The 21,531-nt window shown below is 60.9% G+C and carries 19 protein-coding genes; 16 read left to right on the top strand and 3 right to left on the bottom strand.

Annotation, left to right across the window (positions count from 1 at the left end):
- Positions 1-368: 368 nt before the first annotated feature.
- Both JAO85_RS14230 and JAO85_RS14225 read right to left on the bottom strand, forming a co-directional pair.
- Entirely contained in the window at positions 369-809 is a 441-nt protein-coding gene (locus JAO85_RS14230; protein ID WP_202788339.1) for an acetyltransferase, read from the bottom strand.
- Positions 810-853: 44 nt separating this feature from the next.
- Entirely contained in the window at positions 854-1,765 is a 912-nt protein-coding gene (locus JAO85_RS14225; protein WP_202788338.1) for a LysR family transcriptional regulator, read from the bottom strand.
- A 108-nt stretch (positions 1,766-1,873) separates the two neighbouring features.
- Here JAO85_RS14225 and JAO85_RS14220 point away from each other — a divergent pair, with 108 nt between their 5' ends.
- Together JAO85_RS14220 and JAO85_RS14215 are read left to right on the top strand one after the other, a co-directional pair.
- Positions 1,874-2,641: an SDR family NAD(P)-dependent oxidoreductase gene (locus JAO85_RS14220; protein WP_012837520.1), complete on the top strand. Its 768-nt coding sequence runs from the start codon at positions 1,874-1,876 to the stop codon at positions 2,639-2,641.
- 148 nt (positions 2,642-2,789) lie between these two features.
- Positions 2,790-3,191: a GFA family protein gene (locus JAO85_RS14215; protein ID WP_039049264.1), complete on the top strand. Its 402-nt coding sequence runs from the start codon at positions 2,790-2,792 to the stop codon at positions 3,189-3,191.
- Between the two features lie 72 nt (positions 3,192-3,263).
- On the opposite strand, the gene JAO85_RS14210 is transcribed toward JAO85_RS14215, so the two are convergent.
- Positions 3,264-4,076, bottom strand: coding sequence for an enoyl-CoA hydratase (locus JAO85_RS14210; protein ID WP_012837522.1), 813 nt, complete (start codon positions 4,074-4,076; stop codon positions 3,264-3,266).
- Between the two features lie 108 nt (positions 4,077-4,184).
- Between JAO85_RS14210 and JAO85_RS14205 the strand changes: the two genes are divergently transcribed.
- The 14 genes from JAO85_RS14205 to JAO85_RS14140 all read left to right on the top strand — a co-directional run bounded on the left by JAO85_RS14205 (position 4,185) and on the right by JAO85_RS14140 (position 21,365).
- On the top strand, positions 4,185-4,976 hold the full coding sequence (locus tag JAO85_RS14205) for an SDR family oxidoreductase (protein ID WP_039049265.1): 792 nt from the start codon (positions 4,185-4,187) through the stop codon (positions 4,974-4,976).
- An 18-nt stretch (positions 4,977-4,994) separates the two neighbouring features.
- A complete protein-coding gene (locus JAO85_RS14200) occupies positions 4,995-5,939 on the top strand; it encodes a Zn-ribbon domain-containing OB-fold protein (RefSeq protein ID WP_012837524.1) in 945 nt (314 codons plus the stop codon).
- Between the two features lie 15 nt (positions 5,940-5,954).
- Positions 5,955-7,058, top strand: a complete 1,104-nt coding sequence (locus JAO85_RS14195) for an acyl-CoA dehydrogenase family protein (RefSeq protein ID WP_012837525.1) — start codon at positions 5,955-5,957, stop codon at positions 7,056-7,058.
- Positions 7,059-7,070: 12 nt separating this feature from the next.
- Positions 7,071-7,487, top strand: coding sequence for a MaoC family dehydratase (locus JAO85_RS14190; RefSeq protein ID WP_003078281.1), 417 nt, complete (start codon positions 7,071-7,073; stop codon positions 7,485-7,487).
- Positions 7,488-7,519: 32 nt separating this feature from the next.
- Positions 7,520-8,692, top strand: coding sequence for a lipid-transfer protein (locus tag JAO85_RS14185; RefSeq protein WP_034363643.1), 1,173 nt, complete (start codon positions 7,520-7,522; stop codon positions 8,690-8,692).
- A 17-nt stretch (positions 8,693-8,709) separates the two neighbouring features.
- Positions 8,710-9,891 (top strand): acyl-CoA dehydrogenase family protein, encoded by a 1,182-nt coding sequence (locus JAO85_RS14180; RefSeq protein WP_034396832.1) that lies wholly within the window; start codon positions 8,710-8,712, stop codon positions 9,889-9,891.
- Between the two features lie 42 nt (positions 9,892-9,933).
- The gene (locus JAO85_RS14175; RefSeq protein WP_039049266.1) at positions 9,934-11,745 is read left to right on the top strand and encodes a long-chain-acyl-CoA synthetase; all 1,812 of its coding nucleotides are present in this window, start codon (positions 9,934-9,936) and stop codon (positions 11,743-11,745) included.
- Positions 11,738-12,805 (top strand): MBL fold metallo-hydrolase, encoded by a 1,068-nt coding sequence (locus JAO85_RS14170; RefSeq protein ID WP_012837528.1) that lies wholly within the window; start codon positions 11,738-11,740, stop codon positions 12,803-12,805. Before JAO85_RS14175 ends, JAO85_RS14170 begins: the two co-directional genes overlap by 8 nt.
- A gap of 12 nt (positions 12,806-12,817) precedes the next feature.
- A complete protein-coding gene (locus JAO85_RS14165) occupies positions 12,818-14,014 on the top strand; it encodes an acyl-CoA dehydrogenase family protein (protein WP_202788337.1) in 1,197 nt (398 codons plus the stop codon).
- A gap of 131 nt (positions 14,015-14,145) precedes the next feature.
- Entirely contained in the window at positions 14,146-15,273 is a 1,128-nt protein-coding gene (locus tag JAO85_RS14160) for an acyl-CoA dehydrogenase family protein (protein ID WP_202788336.1), read from the top strand.
- 1 nt (position 15,274) lies between these two features.
- A complete protein-coding gene (locus tag JAO85_RS14155) occupies positions 15,275-16,981 on the top strand; it encodes a class I adenylate-forming enzyme family protein (RefSeq protein WP_202788335.1) in 1,707 nt (568 codons plus the stop codon).
- Between the two features lie 282 nt (positions 16,982-17,263).
- Complete coding sequence (locus JAO85_RS14150; RefSeq protein WP_004341210.1) at positions 17,264-18,643, top strand: DUF1329 domain-containing protein; 1,380 nt, start codon at positions 17,264-17,266, stop codon at positions 18,641-18,643.
- 35 nt (positions 18,644-18,678) lie between these two features.
- Positions 18,679-20,190, top strand: a complete 1,512-nt coding sequence (locus tag JAO85_RS14145) for a DUF1302 domain-containing protein (protein WP_004341209.1) — start codon at positions 18,679-18,681, stop codon at positions 20,188-20,190.
- 71 nt (positions 20,191-20,261) lie between these two features.
- Entirely contained in the window at positions 20,262-21,365 is a 1,104-nt protein-coding gene (locus tag JAO85_RS14140) for a dienelactone hydrolase family protein (RefSeq protein WP_229228232.1), read from the top strand.
- The last annotated feature ends 166 nt before the right edge of the window (positions 21,366-21,531 follow it).

Raw genomic sequence — 21,531 nt, 5'->3', positions numbered from 1 at the left:
ACGGCGCGGGCCATGACGGTTCTTTCGACACAGTCGTCGATTCTAGGCAAGCAGATTCTGCTGCGCAGGCGCAGCGCTGATCTCGCATCTCTTTGCTCGGTCTATGGCAAGCCTGCGGTGTGGCGTGCGGCGCTTGCCCCGGAGCCGGAGAAGCCATGGCGCCGGCGCTGCAACACAGCAGCTGCCGAAGGCTGTTGATGCTCTGTATTCAGAAGCTGCTTGCGCTTGACTGCATTCGAACTTCGAATGCTTTATGGTCATGATCAATAAAAGACAGGCGCAATATGCTCTTATTTGGATAGCATTTGAAGCGCTGAATATTGCGATCCGTGCCGGGTCGACGCGCGTAGTCCAGCCAGGCCGGCCATTCAGGGATTGGCGTATTTGAGATGGACGATCGGGTAGGCGCGGCCTTGTCCGTCATGCGGGGAGCGGCCCGTGCGCTTGAAGCCCAGGCGCTCGTAAAAGTCTACTGCCTGCGCATTCTGCTCGTTCACATCGGTGCTCATCTCGGGATGCAGTGCCAGACCGTGCCGCACCAGCGCCGCACCGAGGCCCCGGTGTCTGAAAGCGGGGTCCACAAACAGCGCTTCCATATGGCCCTGGTCCATGAGCATGAAGGCCAGGGGATGGTCCTGCTCGTCGACGGCGAACCACAGCGGGGCGTGTGGCAGAAATCCGCACACCATCTCATCAATCTCGAAGCGATCCTGCGGGCTCAGAAAGTCATGCGTGGCATCAACGGCCTGGCGCCAGATCTCGATCGCTCGTGCCCCTTCGTCGGGGCGGGAAGCTCGAATGGAAGTCATCGCCGGATTATGTACATCAAGCATGCCTGTCCCGGGGACTGGCATCAAGAGCGGTCCATGCCTGTCAGATGGGGCGCCAGCACCTCGGTGATCCAGTTCAGGAAGGCGGTGACCCGTGGCGCGATATGCCTGCGATGCGGGTACAGCAGGGACACCGGCATGGGCGCCGCCCTGAAGTCGGGCATGACCTCGACCAGCAGGCCCTGATCCAGCAGATGGCGCGCACCCCGGACGGGTGCCTGAATCATGCCAAGACCGGCAAGGCAGGCTGCCTGGTAGGCATCCGTACCGTTGACCACCAGGGCGCTGCGCACGGGATGTAGAGCGATCTCCTTGCCGCGCTGGTACTCCCAGCCCGCGCCATGCCGACCGAGCTGGTTCGCATAGTGAATGATGCAGTGCCGTGACAGATCGGCCAGTGTTGCGGGCGTGCCGTGGCGCTCCAGATAGGCGGGACTGGCCAGATTGCACATCTCCATTGCACCGATGGTGCGGGCGATCAGGTCGGTATCTGCCAGCGGGCCAATGCGCACCACACAGTCAAAGCCTTCCTGCACCACATCCACGCGGCGGTCGCTGGTGCTGATGCCTACTTCCAGCAAAGGGTGGGCCGAGAGGAATTCGGGCAGTTTCGGAATGACGACATCCCGGGCCAGAGAGTTGGGCATATCGATGCGCAGACTGCCTCGCAGCCCGCTGGCGGCAGGCTGGAACATGGCTTGCAGCTGTTCCAGGTCGGCCATGAGTTCCTTGCTGCGCTCAAGGAACTGCTCGCCATCGGCGCTCAGCCGGACATGCCGCGTGGTGCGTTGCAGCAGACGGGTTCCCAGCTGCTTTTCCAGCTGCTGCACCACGGTAGATACACGGCTTTTGGTCAGCCCGAGTTGCTCTGCGGCCTGGGTGAAGCTGGAGAGTTCGGCAACCCGGGTGAACACATGAAGCGCATTGAAATCCATGGCTTTATTGTATTTTCAAAGTGAACAGTGCGATCTTTTTCAAAGTGTTTATTCATGAATGGAGAACACCTAAAGTGCTGGCTTGTTGACATCCTCCATGAGACCGACATGCAAGCATCTGCACCCCGTATCGCATTGATCACCGGCGCAAGCCGTGGCCTGGGCCGTAGCGAAGCCCTCAAGCTGGCCGAGCTCGGCGTTCATCTGATCATCACTTACAAGGACAGCGAAAGCGATGCGCAGGAGCTGGTATCCCGCATCGAGGCACAGGGCAGTCGCGCCGTGGCGCTGCGCCTGGACGTTGGTGAAAGCAAGAGCTTTGCCGCATTTGCCGACAGCGTCAGGCGCGTGCTGGCCGATACCTGGCAGCGCGAACAGTTGGACTATCTGGTGAACAATGCCGGTATCGGCCTGGTGGCGCCGTTTGCCGAAACCACGGAAGAGCAGTTCGATCTGCTCGTCGATATTCACCTCAAGGGTACGTTCTTTCTGACGCAGAAACTGCTGCCCCTGATCCGGGACGGCGGACGCATCATCAATACCTCGTCCGGGCTGGCACGCTTCAGCCTCCCCGGCTATGCCGCCTATGCGGTGATGAAGGGCGGCATTGAGGTGATGACGCGCTATCTGGCCAAGGAGCTTGGCGCACGCGGCATCGCCGTGAACACGATTGCACCCGGCGCCATAGAGACGGATTTCGGTGGCGGCGTGGTGCGCGACAATGCACAGCTCAACGCCCATATCAGCGGCCTGACCGCCATGGGCCGGGCGGGGCGCCCCGACGATGTGGGCGCCGCGGTTGCCGCATTGCTTGCCGATGGCAACAACTGGGTCACGGGCCAGCGCATTGAAGTGTCTGGTGGCATGATGCTCTGAGCGTATGCCGGGCAACTCCATTCGGAACGCGGCCTTGCCCGGCAGCGCCGGGACGGTCAAGGCATATGGGATGCATGCAGACACGCAGCGGCAGATATTCGATGCCTGCGGACCAGGTGTTGGGGATAGAGGATTTGGAGACTGAGTCGTGCCCGAGAACTATCTGGGAAGCTGTTTATGTGCAAGAGTCGGTTACAGGCTGCTGTCGCCGCCCAGGGCCGTGACGCATTGCCATTGCGGGCAATGCCGCAAAAGCCATGGCTCCGCGTTCGCGAGCTATGGCGCCGTGCCGCGCAAGGATTTGTGCATAGTCTCAGGGCAGGGCGACATCAAGTCCTATGCATCGTCGGCTTCCGTGCACAGGCAGTTTTGCCTGCACTGCGGCTCATCCCTGTTCTGGTCCAGACAGGCCGGTGACTGGGCCGACTGGATATGTATCGCACTGGGCACGCTGGACTCGCCTTTTTCGGCTCTCAAGCAAAAGCATGCGCATCTGGAGTCGCAGCCTTTGTGGTCAAGCTTTGCCGGTGGCTGCATGCGCACTGACTGAGGGCCGCCTTAATCCCTCGGGCTGCTGCACAGGCCTCGTGCAAGGCGATGTTGCAGCCCTGGCTTGATGCGTTCACTCTCCCTTGAACACCGGCTGGCGTTTCTCGATGAACGCATTCATGCCTTCCTTCTGGTCGCGGGTCGCAAACAGGATCTGGTTGGCCTTGCGCTCCAGCATCAGGGCGGCATCGAGCGATGCGTCCATGCCTGCAATCACCACTTCCTTGATCTGTTCCACGGCCAGTGGCGGCATATTGGCAATCAGTTTTGCCATTTTCAGCGCCTCAGGGATTACCTGATCGTCTGCACAGACTAGGCTGACCAGACCCATGGCATAGGCTTCGTCGGCGCTGACGGGTTTGCCTGTCAGCAGAATGCGCATGGCCTGGAACTTGCCCACGGCGCGCACCAGCCGCTGGGTGCCGCCGATACCGGGCATGATGCCGATGCGAATCTCGGGCTGTGCAAAGCTGGCCCCTTGCCCGGCAATGATGATGTCGCAATGCATGGCCAGCTCGGCCCCGCCGCCAAAGGCATAGCCGCAGACCGCTGCAATGATGGGCTTGGGGCACTTCTCAATGGGGGCCCAGACGCGCTCGGTGTGGCGCTTCATGATCTCTATGGGGCCGCAGGAGTCCATGCTCTTGATGTCGCCGCCTGCCGCAAATACCTTGTCGCCGCCGGTCAGAACGATGCAGCGCACGCTGGCGTCTGCGCTCAGCTCGGCGAAGGTCCTGGACAGCGCAGCCTGCAGAGAAAGACTCAGCGCGTTCGTTGCCTCGGGGCGGTTGAGCTGAACGATTGCCACGCCATGGTCCTGATGCCGAACCAGTAGCTCTCGCTGCGCGGTGTCCATGTTTTCAATAGCGGAAAGCGATGCCGACATAAGGATTCCCAGGGAGTTGAACAGGGACGATGGTCGTTTTCAAGGGATGGAGCAACATCGTCCTTTTGGACGTATCTGCTGCTGGTGCCGAAACCTAAATTGGCAGGCATGGATACGAACAAAAGCTTTCAAGACAAGGTGGTGCTGGTCACTGGCGGCACCAAGGGCATCGGCAAGGGCATTGCCCAGGCGTTTCTCGCGGCAGGTGCCACGGTAGTGGTGTGCGGCCGTCAGCAACCCGAAGCGTTGCCAAGCATCAATGGCAGCAGCGCAGACTTCGTCGCATGCGATGTGCGCGAGGCCCAGGCCGTCAAGGACATGGTCGATGAGGTGCAGCGCCGCCATGGCCGTCTGGACGTTCTCGTCAACAACGCCGGTGGGGCCCCCCATGTGGATGCCGCTACGGTGTCTCCGCGCTTTCACGAAAGCGTGCTGCGCCTGAATCTGTTCTCGACCCTGCATGCCTCTCAGGCCGCCAATGCCGTGATGCAGCAGCAGGACGGCGGTGGCGTGATTGTCTGTATCGGCAGCATCAGCGCGCTGCGTCCTTCCCCCGGGACGGCGGCCTATGGAGCGGCCAAGGCTGCAGTGCTGAGCCTGGTCAGTTCTCTGGCCGTGGAGTGGGCGCCCAAGGTGCGTGTGGTGGCGGTCAGCCCCGGCCTGGTGCGCACCGAACAGTCGCACCTGCATTTCGGGGATGAGGCGGGAATTGCCTCTGTCGCCGGGACCATTCCTGCGGGTCGTCTGGCCGAGCCCGAGGACATTGCCAATGCCTGTCTGTATGTGGCTTCCGAAAACGCTTCTTACATGAGCGGCACCAATCTGCTGCTGCATGGCGGTGGTGAGCGCCCCGCATTTCTGAGCGCATCGAACTCGGAATCCGTGCAACAAAAACACTGAATTTCAAAGGAGACAATCTTGACCGATCAAGACTGGATGGCAGGGGTCCGCGCATACGTGGGCAAGCAATACGGGCGTGTCTATGCCTGGGACAAAGTCAACAGCCCCATGATTCGTCAGTGGAGCGAGCTGATGGGGGTGGCCGTAAAGACCAACAAGGATGGCAAGACCATTGCACCTCCCGCGATGCTGCAGGTCTGGTGCATGGAAGGGCCGGTGCAGAACAACTACCCGCCAGGCTCCACGACAGAGAATCCTTATGAAGTTCTGAAGCTGATCGAAGCGCACGACTTTCCTTCCACCGTGGCGGTGAATTCCGAGCTGAGCTTCGAGCGCGATGTGCTCGAAGGTGAAGACCTGTACTACACGACACGCCTGGAAGCCATCAGCGAAGAGAAGACCACGGCCCTGGGCACGGGTTACTTTGTCACGCAGATCATGGAGTACTTCTCGATCAAGGCAGCGAACGGCGAAGACGAGAAGGTCGGCCAGTTGATGTTCCGCGTCTTCAAGTTCCGTCCCGCCAATGCGCAAAAGGCCGATCCCGCGCAGGCTGCCGCCCCGAAGATCAAGCGACCCGCACCAGGCGTGAGCGATGACAACCGTTTCTTCTGGGAAGGCCTGAAGGAAGGCAAGCTCCTGATTCAGCGCTGCAAGAGCTGCGGCGATCTGCACCATCCACCGGGTCCCGTCTGCCCCAAGTGCCATTCGTTCGACTGGGACACGGTGGAGGCCAGCGGCAAGGGCACGGTGTACTCGTTCGTGGTCATGCACTACCCCGAAGTACCGCCTTTCGACCACCCCAATCCCATCGGTCTGGTGGAGTTGCAGGAGGGCGTGCGTCTGATTGCCCAACTGGTCGGCGTCAAGCCTGGCGAGGTGCAGATCGGTCAGAAGGTGCAGGTTGAGTTCAACACCTTCGACGGTGATCTGACTCTGGCCCAGTTCCGTCCCGTGGGCTGATGCGAGGAGACCGTCATGGACTTTCAACTCAGTGAAGACCAACGTGCATTCGCAGACATGGCGCAAAGCCTGTTTGCAGACTATTGCACCGACGACAAGCTGCGCGAGCACGATGCCTCGGGCCAGCCTTTCATGCAGGATCTGTGGCAGCAGTGCGTGGCTGCGGGCCTGCACAGCATCCTGGTGCCGGAAGCTGCAGGCGGCCTGGGTCTGGGAATGAGCGAGATGCTGGCCGTGCTGGAGCAGCAAGGCCGTGCGCTGGCGCAGGTTCCGCTGTGGCAGCAGCAGGTCGCTGCGGCCGCGATTGCCAGGTTTGCCGAGGGACAGGACGCAGTCGTTCAGTCAGCCATGCAGGGCGAGTTGCTGGCTCTGTCGCTGCAGGCAGCTGTGGCTACACGCGGGCCGGCGCTTGAGCTGCAGGGTGAGCGACTCAAAGGCCAGCTGCAAGCCGTGCCGCTGGGCGAGCAGGCCCGGGTGGCTCTGGTGGCCGCGGCGGCGGGCGATGAGATCAAGCTGGTGCTGGTGAGCCTGCAGGCGGATGGTGTCAGCCGCGTGGCCGGCATGCGCGAAGACTACTGTGCGGTGGCCGACATCAGCTTTCGCAACACGCCGGTGCTGGCCGTGCTGGGCGGCCGTGCGCTGGACTGGGTCAACGAAATGGCAATCGCCTGCCTGGCCAGCCTGCAGCAGGGCGTGACACAGGAGCAGTTGCGCCGCACCGTGGAGTATGTGAGCGAGCGCAAGCAGTTCGACCGTCCCATCGGTACTTTCCAGCTGGTACAGGGCCAGATGGCCGACGGCTACATCCTCATGCAGGTGCAGCGCAGCGCGCTGAGCCAGCTGGTCTGGCGTCTGGATGCCGGCCTGCCTTGCACGCCGCAGGCCCACGCGGTGCGCGCCCAGTCCAACGAGCTGGGCCTGAAGGTAGGCCGCGTTGCACAGCATGTGCATGGCGGCATGGGCGTGGATGTGACCTATCACATTCACCGCTTCATGTTCTGGTGCCGTGCGCTGGCTGCCGAGCTCGGCAGCGCCGAGCAGCACCTGCAAGCGCTGGGCCAGTGGCTCGCAGACAACGACACGCTCGGCTGGAAGTACGACCTGCCCGAAGACCGCTAAGGAGACAACAACATGGCAAACCAATCTATTCGCTTCGAGTCGGTGAACGTGGGTGACGAACTGCAGCCTGTCAGCGTGCCCATTACCGTGCCGCTGATTGCCGGCGGTGCCATCGCCACGCGTGACTATTTCCCTGGTCACCACGACCGCGACGCCGCGCGCGAGCTGGGCTCGCCCCATATCTTCATGAACATCCTGACCACCAACGGTCTGGTGCAGAGCTTTGTCGAGAGCTGGGCTGGCGACGATGCGCGCCTCATGGATCTGAAGATTCGCCTGGGGGCTCCCAATTACCCCGGCGACACCATGAAGTTCACGGGCTCCGTGACCGAGAAGAACGAGGCCACGCGCAGCGTTCAGATCACGCTCAAGGGCAGCAATTCCATGGGCTCTCACGTCAGCGGCACTGTGCAAGTGGCCCTGGCCTAAGAACAACAAGCGGAGACATTCCTGTGAACGATATGAATATTTCCGGTCGCGCCGCCATTGTGGGTCTGGGTGCAACAGAATTTTCCAAGAACTCGGGCCGTACCGAGCTGCGTCTGGCCATGGAAGCCACGCTGGCTGCGCTGAGCGATGCCGGCATCGACCCCAAGGAGGTGGACGGCTTTTCCTCGTACTCCGTTGACAAGGTCCCCGAGTATGAAATCGCCCGCCTGCTCGGGGCTCGCAATGTGAGCTTTTTCTCTCAGGTTCCGCATGGTGGTGGCGCGGCCTGCGGCCCCGTGCTGCATGCGGCCATGGCCGTGGCCACGGGCATTGCCAAGACCGTCGTGGTCTACCGCGCCATGAATGAGCGCAGCTGGTACCGCTTTGGTACCGGCAGCTATGGTTTTGGTAGCGCGCCATTCTTTGACAATGTGAACTATGGCTGGTACATGCCCCACGGCTTTCACACGCCGGCATCCTGGGTGGGCATGTTTGCCCGCCGCTATATGCATGCCTTCGGTGCGACCAGCGAGGACTTCGGCCGCGTGGCCGTGGCCGTGCGCGACTTCGCAGCCACCAATCCCAACGCATTCTTCTACGGCAAGCCCATCACACTGGAGGAGCACCAGGCCAGCCGCTGGATCTGCGAGCCGCTGCACCTGCTGGACTGCTGTCAGGAGTCCGACGGGGCCGTGGCCATGGTCATCACATCGAGCGACCGTGCCCGTGAGATGAAGGCCAAGCCGGTCTACATCAAGGCGGCGGCCCAGGGCATCTCTGACGGTCAGCAGTCCATGACCTCGTTCTACCGCGAGGACATCACCGGCCTGCCTGAAATGGGGCATGTCGCCAGCCAGCTGTGGCAGCAAAGCCGCCTGACCCCCAAGGATGTGCAAAGCGCAGTGCTGTACGACCATTTTTCGCCCTTTGTGCTGCCTCAGCTCGAGGAGTTCGGTTTCGTCAAGCGCGGCGAGGCCAAGGATTTCATTCGCGCCGGCGAGCATGCACGCGGCGGCTCCATGCCCATCAACACCCATGGCGGCCAGCTGGGCGAAGCCTATATCCATGGCATGAACGGCATTGCCGAAGCCGTGCGCCAGATCCGCGGCAGCTCGGTTAATCAGGTCAAGGACGTGCACAACATGGTGGTGACCGCCGGTACCGGCGTGCCCACCAGCGGCCTGATTCTGGGCGACGAGGCCTGATGGCAAGGGAGACATTCATGTTCATTGACCTGACTCCCGAGCAGCATGCGCTGCGCCTGAAGTGCCGTGACTACTTTCAGGCGTTGATGACGCCCGAGCTCAAGGCCCGCATGCGCGGTGCAGAGGGCGGCGACGAGTACCGCGAACTGATCCGCAAGATGGGGCGCGACGGCTGGCTGGCCATAGGCTGGCCCAAGGAATTCGGCGGCCAGGGCCTGTCGGCCACCGAGCAGCTGATCTTCTTTGAAGAAGCCAATATTGCCGGAGCTCCCCTGCCTTTCGTCACCATCAGCACCGTCGGCCCCGCGCTGATGGAGCATGGCACCGAGGCGCAGAAGCAGGAGTTTCTGCCCGGCATGGCCAGCGGCGACATCATTTTCGCCATTGGCTACTCCGAGCCCGGTGCTGGCTCCGACCTCGCCATGCTCAAGACACAGGCTCAGCTGCAGGGCGATCTTCAGACCGGGCATTTCGTGGTCAACGGCCAGAAGCTGTGGACTTCGGGCATCGAATCTGCCGACTATGTGTGGCTGGCCGCACGTACCAACCAGGAACTGGCTCGCCACAAGGGTATTTCCATCATGGTGGTGGATACCAGGGACAAGGGCTTTTCGCATACGCTGATTCAGACCGTGGGCAACTACACGGCAGCCACGTACTTCGACAACGTTGAAGTGCCGGCAGCACGTTTGATCGGCGAGCTCAATGGGGGCTGGAAGCTGATCACTGCACAGCTCAACCACGAGCGCCTGGGTCTGGGGGCCTGGTCGGACAAGGTGTTTGCCCCCTTCGTCAAGGTGCTGCAATGGGCCAAGGCCAAGGATGAGCAGGGCCGTCGCGCTGTCGATCAGGCCTGGGTGCGACGCAGTCTTGCGGAGTGCTATGCCCGCCTCGAAGCCATGCGACTGACCAACTTCCGCATAGCGGCCAGCCTGGAAGCCGGTGCCATGGACGTGAGCCTGGCATCTGCCACCAAGGTCTATGGCTCGGAAGGCGTGGTCGAGGTGCTGCATCGATTGATGGACATCGTGGGCAGCAGCGCTCTGGTGCGTGGCGGCTCGGCGGCTTCCTATCTGATGGGCGAGCTGGAGTATGAGCTGCGCGCCTCCACCATCAACACCTTCGGTGGCGGAACGAACGAGATTCAGCGCGAGCTGATTGCCCAGTTCGGCCTCGGCATGCCGCGCCCCCAGCGCTGATCGAAGACATCTCACACATAACAAATACCAAGGAGACATGTGATGAGCGACACGACTGTGGTGTCGCGCGAGCAGACCCAGCTCAAGCTGGATCGTCGCGCGCCCATTGCGGCCAAGTACCTGGCCGATACGCCCTACACCATGGCTGATCGTCTGGAGGACTGTGCTCGAGATTTCGGCGAGCGCATCTTTCTGACCGAAGGCGATGTGCGCTACACCTATGCGCAATTCAACCAGCGCGCCAATCAAGTGGCACGTGCGTTGCATGAGCAGGGGGTGAGAAAGGGCGATGTGGTGGCCATGGCCATCGAGAATCGCCCAGCCTTTTTCTTTGCCTGGTTTGGCGTGGCCAAGCTGGGTGCCGTGGTGGCCTTCATCAACACCCATGTGATGGGCAAGCCTCTGACGCACGCACTGGAGGTAACCAACGCCAGCCATGTGATCGTGGGCGAGGAATGTGCAGAGCGCTTTGCGCAGACTGAAGGACTGAACACCGCGCTGAGCTACTGGCACTGGCCGGATGAGGACAGGCCCGCGGCAGCGGAAGTCCTGTCGCAATTCGGACCGGATCTGCAGGCACTGGCCACGAGCCAGGACGGTTCCCCCGTACCGCTTGCATGGCGCGAGGGCGTGGTGGCCGGCGATACGGCGCAGTACATATTCACCTCAGGGACCACCGGCCTGCCCAAGGCCGCGGTCATCAGTCATGCACGCTGGCTGATGGCGGGGGACTCCATGCAGCTGCTGTGGGAGATCACCCGGGATGACTGCTTCTATTGCTTTTTGCCGCTCTACCACGGTGCAGCTTCCATGTCGCTGACGGCAACCGCCATGGCTGCAGGTGCGCGCATCGTGGTGCGCCGCAAGTTCAGCCGCAGCGAGTTCTGGCGCGATATCCGCGCACATGGCATTACCTTTTGCCAGTATGTGGGGGAGATCTGCCGCTTCCTGCTCAGCGTGCCCGCGACGGACAGCGACCGGGAGCACAGCTTGCGCAAGATGGCAGGAACCGGCCTCACGCCCGAGATCTGGCAGCAGTGGACATCGCGCTTTGGCGCCGTGTTCCAGATCTATGAAGGCTGGGGAGGCACGGAGTCCAACACCAATACCATCAATCTGGACAATCGCATCGGCTCCTGCGGCCGTGTTCCCTTCTGGGAAAAAACCAATTTGCGCCTGGTTCGCTACGACCAGGAAAAAGGCGATTACATCCGAGATGAAAACGGCTTTTTGCAATTGGCCGGCGTGAACGAGCCCGGCGAGGCCATCGGCATGGTCATCCAGTATCCCGGTGTGGTTGCTGGGCGCTTTGAAGGCTATACCAGCGAGGAGGCCTCCGAAAAGAAGCTGCTGCGCAATGTCTTCCAGCAGGGCGATGTGTGGTGGACATCGGGCGACCTGCTGCGCTGCGACGAAGACGGCTACTGCTGGTTTGTGGACCGTATCGGCGATACCTTCCGCTGGAAGAGCGAGAACGTCTCGACCATGGAAGTCAGCGACGCACTCGGAGACTACCTGGGGCTGGATGCGATTACCGTCTATGGTGTGCAGGTTCCCGGTCACGGTGGCCGTGCGGGTATGGCAGCGTTGGTGATGCATGAGGGAGCCCAATTCGATCCCAAGGCCTTCTGGAAGATGGCCATCGCTCGTCTGCCGCGCTATGCGGCACCACTGTTTGTGCGTCTGATGGATACGCCGGACATGACCGGCAACTACAAGCTGCGCAAGGTGGATCTGCAAAAGCAGGGCTATGACAGCGCTCAGACTGGCGACCCGCTGTTTGTACGCAATGACAAGCTGCAGACCTATGTGCCGCTGACCGCTGCAACGCTTGAAGAGGCTTTGCGTGGATAGCGCCGTCGCGCAGGAGCGCGTACGGGCCAAGCCCGCAGATGTGCTGCGTTATCCCTTTGCGCCGCCTGCAGCCGATGGCAGCCATGTGGAGATCGTCCCCGGTCTGCTGTGGCTGCGCATGCCCATGCCCATGGCTCTGGACCATATCAATGTCTATCTGCTCAGGGACGGCGACGGCTGGGCGGTGGTGGATACGGGGCTGGGAATTCCCGGCACCTTCGAGCTGTGGGAAAGAATCTTCACGGAGAAATTGGCCGGCCAGCCGCTGACCCGTGTGATCTGCACCCACTGTCACTATGACCATGCGGGTGCGGCATGGTGGTTGCAGGAGCGCTTTGGCGTGCCGCTGCTCATGAGCTATGGCGAGTTCATGATGCTGCGCTCGCTGATGGGGCCGCCGCCCGATCCTCTGCCCGAGGCGCATCGCGATTTCTATGCGCGTGCCGGGGTGAGCAGCGAAGAGCTGGACGACATGCTGGCTGCCATGCGCAAGGATCCGTTCATGCCCAGGCAGCCCAGCCATTACCAGCGCATTCATCCGGGTGAGGTGCTGCAGATCGGGGAGCGTCGGTGGCGCATTGTGCTGGGCGAGGGGCACTCGCCCGAGCATGCCTGTCTGTATTGCGAGGAAGACGGCATTCTGCTGGCCGGTGATCAGGTGCTGCCGCGCATCACCTCGAATGTGATGGTCAGCCCCATCGAGCCCGAAGGCAATCCGCTCAAACTCTGGATCGATTCGCTGCATCGTTTGCGTGAGCTGCCGGCCGAGACCTTGGTGCTTCCATCGCACCAGGGCGTTTTCTACGGCCTGCATGAGCGCCTGGTGCAGGTGCTCGAGCACCATGCCGAGCAGTTTGCACTGCTGACCGGACATCTGGGACAGGCAGGACGGGCAACGGCTGCGGAGCTGGTGCCCGTGCTCTTTCCCAGGCTGCGCAGCCCCGTGGATCGCCTGATGGCCCTAGGGGAAACGATAGCCCATTTGAACCTGCTTCACCAGGATGGAACGCTGCTGCGTACCCCGGGTGAGGGCAAGATTGCATATTTCTCGTTGGCCTGAGGTAAGGAAGCCATGACGGAACTCGAAACATTCAAACAAGAAGTGGCGCAGTGGCTGGAGGAGAACTGTCCTGCGAGCATGCGCCGGCCCATTGTTTCAGAGGAGATGGTCTGGGGCAGCTCCAAGCTGCAGTTTCTGAACGAGGATCAGAAGCTGTGGTTCGAGCGCATGCGCGACCGTGGCTGGTTTGCACCGTCATGGCCGCGTGAATACGGCGGCGGTGGACTCTCCCCGAGGGAAGCCCGTATCCTGGACACGGAGATGGCCCGTCTTGGCTGCCGTCAGCCCCAGTACAACCTGGGCGTGTGGATGCTGGGGCCGGTTCTGGTGGAGGTGGGGACGCATGAGCAAAAGCTTGAGCATCTGGTTCCCATGATGCGCGGCGAGCAGCGCTGGTGTCAGGGCTTTTCGGAGCCCAATGCCGGTTCGGATCTGGCCAGCCTCAAGACCTCGGCCAGGCGCGTGACGGACGAGCAGGGCGAGGCCTATATCGTCAACGGGGGCAAGATCTGGACCTCGGACGGAGACAAGGGCGACTGGATGTATGCGCTGGTGCGCACCAGCAGCGAAGGCAAGAAGCAAGACGGCATCAGCTTTTTGCTGATCGACATGAAGAGTCCCGGCGTCACGGTCAAGCCCATAGAACTGATCAGCGGCAAGTCCAGTTTCTGTCAGGTCTTCTTCGACGATGTGCGGGTGCCTGTGCGACAGCTTGTGGGCAAGGAAGGCGAAGGCTGGTCGCTGGCCAAAAAGCTGCTCCAGCATGAGCGTGCAGCCATGTCCAAGTTCACGGAAGGTGGTGCGCCGTCGCACGATGCACTCAAGACCGCCTTGCCCTACATGGTGGACGAGCAGGGGCGGATCAGCGATGGTGTGCTGCGCGAGAAGCTGGCAGGATTGCTGATGGATGCACAGTCTTTCGCCCTGACCCATCGTCGGGTGACCGAGAAGGCTCTGGCGCGTCAGGACGTTGCAGGCCCCTCCAGCATCATGAAGCTGGTGCAGACCGAGCAGGAAGTCGCCAAGTACGAACTGCTGGAGCAGGTGCTGGGCCTGCGCGGTCTGGGCTGGGAGGCTGGCGATGATTTCACTGCCGATGAGGTCGATATAGGTCGTGCATGGCTGCGCTCCAAGAGCTACACGATTGCAGGCGGAAGTTCGGAAGTGCAACTGAACATCATTGCCAAGCGAGTGCTGGAATTGCCTTGACCCCCTGAGCCGCTTGCGGCGACAGCCTCGCTGCGGGGGGAGGGGCTGCCTGGGCCCTTGCTCGCCGTCTCTGAGCTGGGCAGTGGTGGTCGCGCAGGCTGAGGATAACGAATTGAAATGGAGACAAGAATATGACCATGCTTTTGTCGCAAGAGCAGGAATTGCTCAAGGACAGTGCTGTTGCCTTTCTCGCGCAGGAAGCACCCGTGGCCCAGCAGCGCCGTCTGCGGGATGACAAGGTGGAACAGGGCTTTGATACACAACTGTGGCAGCAGATGGTGGAGATGGGGTGGCCCGTGGCGGTGCTGCCCGAGTCGCATGACGGACTGGCTGCGGGCTATCTGGGCATGGGCGCCGTGTTTGAAGCCATCGGCCGAAACCTGTCGGCACAGCCGCTGCTGAGTCAGGCCGTGATCGCACCTGAGCTGCTGATTCGCGCCGGCTCCGAAGCTCAGCAGGCGCAGTGGCTGCCCCAGCTGGGCAGCGGGCAGGCCAGGCTGGCACTGGCTCTGGATGAAAAGTCCGGCCAGCATCTTTCAGCCAGATTGAGCACGTTAGCCGAGCAGACCAGCACGGGCTGGTGCCTGAGCGGTGAGAAAGCCTTTGTGATGGATGGAGTGGGCGCCAATGGCTTTGTGGTGCTGGCGGCGTCTGGCGAAGGTGCTCCCGGTTTGTGGCTGGTGCCAGCTGATGCACCAGGCGTCAGCATCAAACCCATGTGCATGATTGACAGCCGTAACATGGCCCGCGTGCAGTTCGATAAGGTGGAGCTGAGCGCTGATATGGCGTTGGTGGCCCGGCCCGCTGCTCAGGTGCTTGATGAAGTGCTGGACCGAGCCCGTGCCTGCCTGGCCGCAGAGTCTCTGGGTCTGATGCGTGAGGTGTTTGATCGTACGGTTAGCTATCTGAAGGAGCGCGTTCAGTTCGACGTACAGATCGGCTCATTCCAGGCATTGCAGCACCGTGCTGCACGTCTGTATGTGGAGCTTGAGCTGCTGGAGAGCTGCGTGCTGGCAGCTTTCGAGGCCATTGATTCAGGTTTGGAAGCCAAGGTGCCCGAGCTGGTCAGCGCAGCCAAGGCCAAGGCATCTGACTTGTGCGAGAAGCTGTGCAACGAGGCGATCCAGTTGCATGGCGGCATCGGGGTGACCGATGAACTGGATATTGGCCTGTTCTTCAAGCGGGCACGCGTTCTGCAACGCCTGCTGGGCGACGGTGGTTATCACCGCAATCGCTTTGCACAACTGAAAGGTTTCTGAGATGAGCGATGCCTTGGTTTCTATGGGTGAAAAGATCAGGAACATTCGTGCGCAGCTGACTTCGCAGGGCGCACCTTTTGAAGTGCAGCAGGTCACGCTGTCCGATGGGCGCAGCGTGGCAGCCTATCGCAACGCCTTTCAGAATCTGGCACAGGTAATTGACGCCGGCCGGGTTCATGGTGCGGCCGAGTTCATGGTCTATGGCGAGGATCGATGGACATTTGACAGGTTCTTTGCAGCAGCCGATGCACTGGCCAGTCGTTTGCAGAAGCAGTGCGGTATCAAGCCCGGCGACCGGGTGGCGATTGCCATGCGCAACCGTCCCGAATGGGCCGTGGCTTTTGCTGCCATTGCCTTGCTTGGCGCAGTGCCGGTGCCTTTGAACAGCTTTGGCCTGAGCAGCGAGCTGATGGCCAATCTGGAGGACACCCGGCCGGTGATGCTGATCTGTGACGCGGACCGCCATGCTCGCATCAGCCAGGCCATTGCGCAGACGGCCATCAAGGTGGTGGTGGTGGATGGCGAGGGGGGCGATATCAGCTGGTCGGAGTTGACCGCAGGCGGTCATGATGGCTTTGTGTCGCCGCAGCTGAGTACCGATGAGCCTGCGCTGATTCTGTTCACTTCGGGCGCCACCAGCCGAGCCAAGGGCGTGGAATCCACCCACCGCGCCGTTTGCCAGGGCATCTTCAATATTGACTTCATCGGTGCAGTGGCAGCCATGACTTCGCCGGACGCCATCGCCGCCATCATGGCGCGACAGCTGCAGCCCACGATCTTGTCGGCAGTTCCTCTGTTTCATGTCAGCGGCCTGCATGCCCAGCTGCTGGTCAGCCTGCGCCATGGTCGCCGCCTGATCTTTGTGCACCGCTGGGAGCCAGAGAAAGCTGCCGAGCTGATTCGCAAGGAAAAGGTCACGCAGTTCAATGGTGCGCCCAGCATGGTGCAGCAGCTCATTGGACTGCCCGGCTTCGAGCAGCCTGAAAGCTCTGGCAATCTCTCCGGTGTGGGCTTTGGCGGAGCGGGCCTGCACCCGCGCCTGATCGATGAGGTGTTGGCCAAGTTCAAGGGGCGCATGTCAGGCATTGGATTTGGACTGACCGAATCCAATGGCGTCTGCGCAGGCAGCTCGGGGCGCATGTTCGAGGCGCATCCGCGCAGCTCGGGGGTGCTGTCGCCCATCATCGAGGTACGAATCGCAGACCTGGATGGCACAGCCTTGCCTATCGGTGAGCCCGGTGAGGTCTGGCTGCGTGGCGTGACCCTGATGGAGCGCTATTGCGGTGATGCAGAGGCCACAGCCAAAGCCATGCAGGGCGGCTGGTTCCACACCGGAGACATAGGCGTTCTGGACGATGAAGGCTTTTTGACCATCGTCGATCGCATCAAGGACGTGATCAACCGCAGCGGTGAAAAGATTGCTGCGGCGGAGGTCGAGGCCTGTCTGCTGCAGCATGAGGCACTGGAGGAGGCTGCTGTGTTCTCCATGCCGCATGAGGTAACGGGCGAGCAGGTCGTTGCCGTGGTGGTCGGGAAGACCGGGAGTCAGGTGACTCCCGAGCTGCTTCGCGAGTTCGTGGCACAGCGCCTGGCGGGCTACAAGGTTCCCAGTCGAATCGTTGTTCGTGCCGAGCCTTTGCCTCGCAATCCCGCAGGCAAGATGCTCAAGGCATCGATTCGCAAGGAGTGCGCTCACCTGCTGACCTGATTGACGGAATTGGGTGGTCCTAGGACTTTCCCGATCACGTTCCGAAAGCCTGCTGCTGCTTCGTGCACCAGCAGGCTTTTTTCATTCGGGGCGGCGCTTCAGGTGACCCATGTGGACTAGGTCGCTAGGGTCTGTCAGTAGTCAACTCAGACGATGGTTGAAGAGACCTGCTGGCGCAGTATGCAACTGCCTGCAAACGGCAAAACCAATGGGGTGATGCGAGGCAATGTACCTCGTTTGTAGCACCCGCCAAAAATAAGTTCTAGAACCTAGGAGACAGAGATGAAGTTTGTGACAGCCAAGACTCCACTCGCAGCGGCAGTGGGTTTGATGGTGGCGACGTCGGTATGGGCGAAGGTTCCGGCGAACGAGGCAGAACAGCTGGGCAAGGAATTGACATGCGTGGGTGCCATCAAGGCCGGCAACAAGGAAGGCACTATTCCAGAGTTCACAGGCAAATGGGTCGGAGCCCCTGCTGGCGTGGCTCATGTGCAATCCAGCGGCAAGCACCCCGTGGATATCTATGCCGATGAAAAACCACTGTTCGTGATCACTGCAGAGAACATGGAGAAGTATGGCGACAAGCTCAGTGCTGGTCAGAAAGCCATGTTCCAGAAGTATTCCAAGACCATGCAGATGCCGGTCTACAAGGGGCATCGCGATTTCCGCTACACCGATGAGGTCTGCGCAGTGTTGAAGAAGAATGCACTGGAGTCCGAGGTCGTCGATAACGGCATGGGAATCAAGGGCAGCTTTGGTGCGATCAACTTCCCGATTCCCAAGACCGGGCAGGAAGTGATCTGGAACAACCTGCTGCCCACGCGTGCCTACACCGAGGCCATCACGCGTGACATGGCGAATGTGCTGTCAGACGGCAGCATGAGCTTTGGCCGTATGCAGAACCTGAACCTGGACATGGTCAACAAGCCTGAAATGCTTGGCAAGCCGGTCGAGGGCGTGATGGCCTATACCCGCACCAGAACGCTGGCTCCCGAGCGTGAAAAGGGTGGTGTGACCCACTCGGTGGAGCCCGTCAATTTCGGCAAGGACAAGCGCCTGGCCTGGAGCTATGACCCCGGTACACGCCGCGTGCGCCAGGTGCCCGAGTATGGCTTTGACCAGCCCATGGCTGGCACCGGCGGCAAGATGACCATCGACTCGGATCGTCTCTTCAATGGCTCGCCAGAGCGCTACAACTGGAAGCTGCTGGGCAAGAAGGAGATGTATATCCCCGCCAACAACTACAAGATCCATCAGCCCACGGTGAAGTATGCCGACCTGCTCAAGCCCGGTCATGCCAACCCCGATTTCATGCGCTACGAGCTGCGCAGAGTCTGGGCCGTGGAAGGCACGCTGAAGGACGGTTTCCGGCATGTCTATGGCAAGCGTGTGCTGTTCGTGGACGAGGACACCGGCCAGGCCGTGGCCGCGGACATGTACGACGCGCGTGGCCAGTTGTGGCAGCACGCCTTCATCAACTACTACTACTCCTTTGACATCAAGGCCTGGCATGCAGGCACGTCCTTTTATCACGACCTGAATTCCGGCGGCTACATGGGCTACAACCTTTTTCAGGAGCGTCCCCAGGGCCCCATCCTGAACAAGGGTGATCTCGTGCCCGCCATGTTCACACCAGAAGCCGCACGCAACGCGGGCAACTAAGTTTTATCAACGAGCGACTCATTATGAAAAACAATATGAAGAAACTCACGCCCATCGCAGTGGCGGCGCTGCTGTCCTTGGGTATGGGAGCAGTTCAGGCGGGGGAGACTGTCGAGCTGGGAGATGGCCTCAAGTTCGACTGGCGTCTGAACGTGAGCTATGGCCTGGGTGTTCGTCTGGATAACCCGTCTCCGGTGCTGAACACAGACGGCAACAACAATTTCAAGAAAGGTGCTCTGACGGCGAACCGACTGGGTGCCGTCTGGGAAAGCAAGCTGTCAAAAGGTGACAGCGGCTTTGTGCTGAATGCCAGCACCTTTTATGACGATGTATATCACCAGCGCAACGACAACAAGGGACCGATCAGCACGGCAGGTCCCGTCAATGAGTTCAACTCTGCTGCCAAGCGCTATGGTGGCGGCTATTCGCGCCTTCTGGATACCTATGCCTACACCAGCTTCAACATGGGCGAGGCCCGCGCCACGGTACGCCTGGGCAAGCAGGTGGTGAACTGGGGCGAGTCCATGTACTTTGCCAATATCGCTGCGGCCCAGGGACCCAGCGATGCAGCAAAGGCAGCTTCGCCTGGCGCTGAGGTCAAGGAAATCCTTCTGCCGGAAGATCAGATCTCGGCTTCGCTGGAAGTCAGTCCCAAACTCTCGCTGCTGGGCCACTACCAGTTCGGCTTCCATGAAACGCTGCTGCCGGCTCCCGGCATGTACACCAGCACCAGCAATGCCCTGGGTCCCGGCGCCTCCTGCCTGGGCGTCTACAACGGTGCGACCTGTCGCGGCCTGCGACGCGGTACCGACATCCGGCCCAGCAGCTCGGGTCAGTGGGGTATCGGCGGTCGCTACCGCGTCACCGACGAGACGGAAGTCGGTCTGTACTACCTGAACTACAACGACCGCACTCCATCGCTGGTCGTGAACATGAATGGTGCGATACCTACCGGCTATCAGGTTCGCTATTTCGACGACATCAAGATGCTGGGAACGACGGTCAGCACGACCTTCGGCAAGTTCTCTGCATTTGGTGAAGCCAGCTATCGAAAAGGTACGCCGGTGCTCAACGGCAATGGTGTGGCGGTGCGTGGCGATGTGGTGCAGGGCAACGTCGGCGGTATCTTCAATATCGGCCGCACCGGTATCGCGGACGACATGTCCCTGGCTGCCGAAATTTCCGGCTCTCGCGTGATCAGTGTGGCCGATGGCAGCTCTACCGATAACCTGAGCTTCAAGACCCGTAATTCCCTGGTGGCCGGTGCGACCCTGACGCTGGGCTACCCCGGCATCTTCGAAGGCTGGGATCTGAGCATCCCCATCAGCTACCAGTCGCAACTGCGCGGCCGTTCTCTGGTCGGCACCTTCGGCGGCGGCCAGAGCGACAGCCGGTTGAGCATTGGCGCGACTTTTGTTCGCAAGAGCAATTTCTCGATCAACGTGGCCTACATCAACTACCTGGGCAATCCTTCTGCCGATTCCCTGCGTGCACGCCCGCTGGCCGACCGCGACCAGCTGTCTGTTACCGCCAAGTACTCGTTCTGAACCACACCAACGAGCCAACACCACAAAAGCCCGGCTCTCCGGGCTTTTGTGTTTGAAAGAGGTCTGAGTACATGCAAATAACGACCGGAAAATGGATCACCCCTTTGAGGGCCATGGCGCTGGGATTGATGAGCAGTGCCGCATCGGGGCAGTATCTGCTGGATGCCTTGCCTCCTTTGCCCAAGGTGGCTCCCTTGATGGCCCCCACGGAGCTGCACGGTGATACACAGGGCGATATCCGCTTCAAGTCCAGCAGTCCGTACGACCTCGATGTGCTGCTCAGTCAGCCTGCCAAGGCAGAGGCAACCATGGGTATGGGAAAGCTGTTCCTGCCCAAGGGGGCCAGCGAAAAGAAGCAGGTGCCGGCCATGGTTGTCCTGCCAGGTGGCGCGGGGGCCATCCCCGGGCGCGAGAGCGAAACGGCCCAGATGCTGGCCGACAACGGCATAGCTGCGCTGTTGGTCGATAACTTCAAGCCGCGTGGCATCAGCGAAGACATGCCTTATGCGCTCAAGATCATGGGTACCTCCGAGTTCGATGCCGTGGCCGATGCCTATGCCGCCCTCAAGGCCTTGAACAAGCACCCGGCCATCGATGGCTGGCGTATCGGGGTGATGGGATTTTCCAAAGGCGGAATTGCGGCACGCATGAGCCTGGATGCGCGCATTCGCGACAAGCTGGCGCCTTTCATTCAGCCCTTTGCCTTGCATGTGGACTTTTACGGGCCGTGCTATGCGCTGCTGCAGTCACGCAAAACCACGGGTTCGCCTCTGCTCAGCTTCAGAGCGGGGGAGGATGCATCGAATGATCTGGTGGCCTGTGCGCAGCAGGAAAAAATCCTGCGTGAGGCGGGCTCCGAAGTCAGTACCGTGGTTTATGCCAGAGCAGGCCATGATTGGGAAAGCGACAAGCCACGAGAGATGACGAATCGCCCCTACCTGTCCGGCTGCACGATAGAGTTCAATGACAAGGACTTCCCCGTCCTCAACGGCCAGCCGCTGATTCCCGCCGGGGCCCAGTCCGATCGCCAGACCCGCTACAGAATTCGGGTGCAGAGCGGCAAGGCTCTGGGGGACTGCGTCAAGGTGGGCTATATCGCCGGACGCGATGAAACCGCACGCAGTCTGGCCGGCAAGCAGTTGCTGCAGTTTCTCAAGGTAAAGTTCGAGCAGTAGACAGGACTCGGCGGAAAAGCAGAAGGCCAGCAAATGCTGGCCTTTTTCACCTGTCAAATTTGCCCAAAGTTCGTTTTTTGATGGAACGTAGGCTTTTGTCAATTGAATCGTCCGGAAACAGAAAAGCCGCGCAGCGTGGCCGCGCGGCTTGATTGATGGAGTGTGG

The sequence above is a fragment of the Comamonas sp. NyZ500 genome (genome assembly GCF_016772095.1).
Taxonomy (GTDB): Bacteria; Pseudomonadota; Gammaproteobacteria; order Burkholderiales; family Burkholderiaceae_C; genus Comamonas; species Comamonas thiooxydans.
Note: the sequence above shows the minus strand (reverse complement) of the source record. Positions and strands in the feature narration are given on the sequence as shown.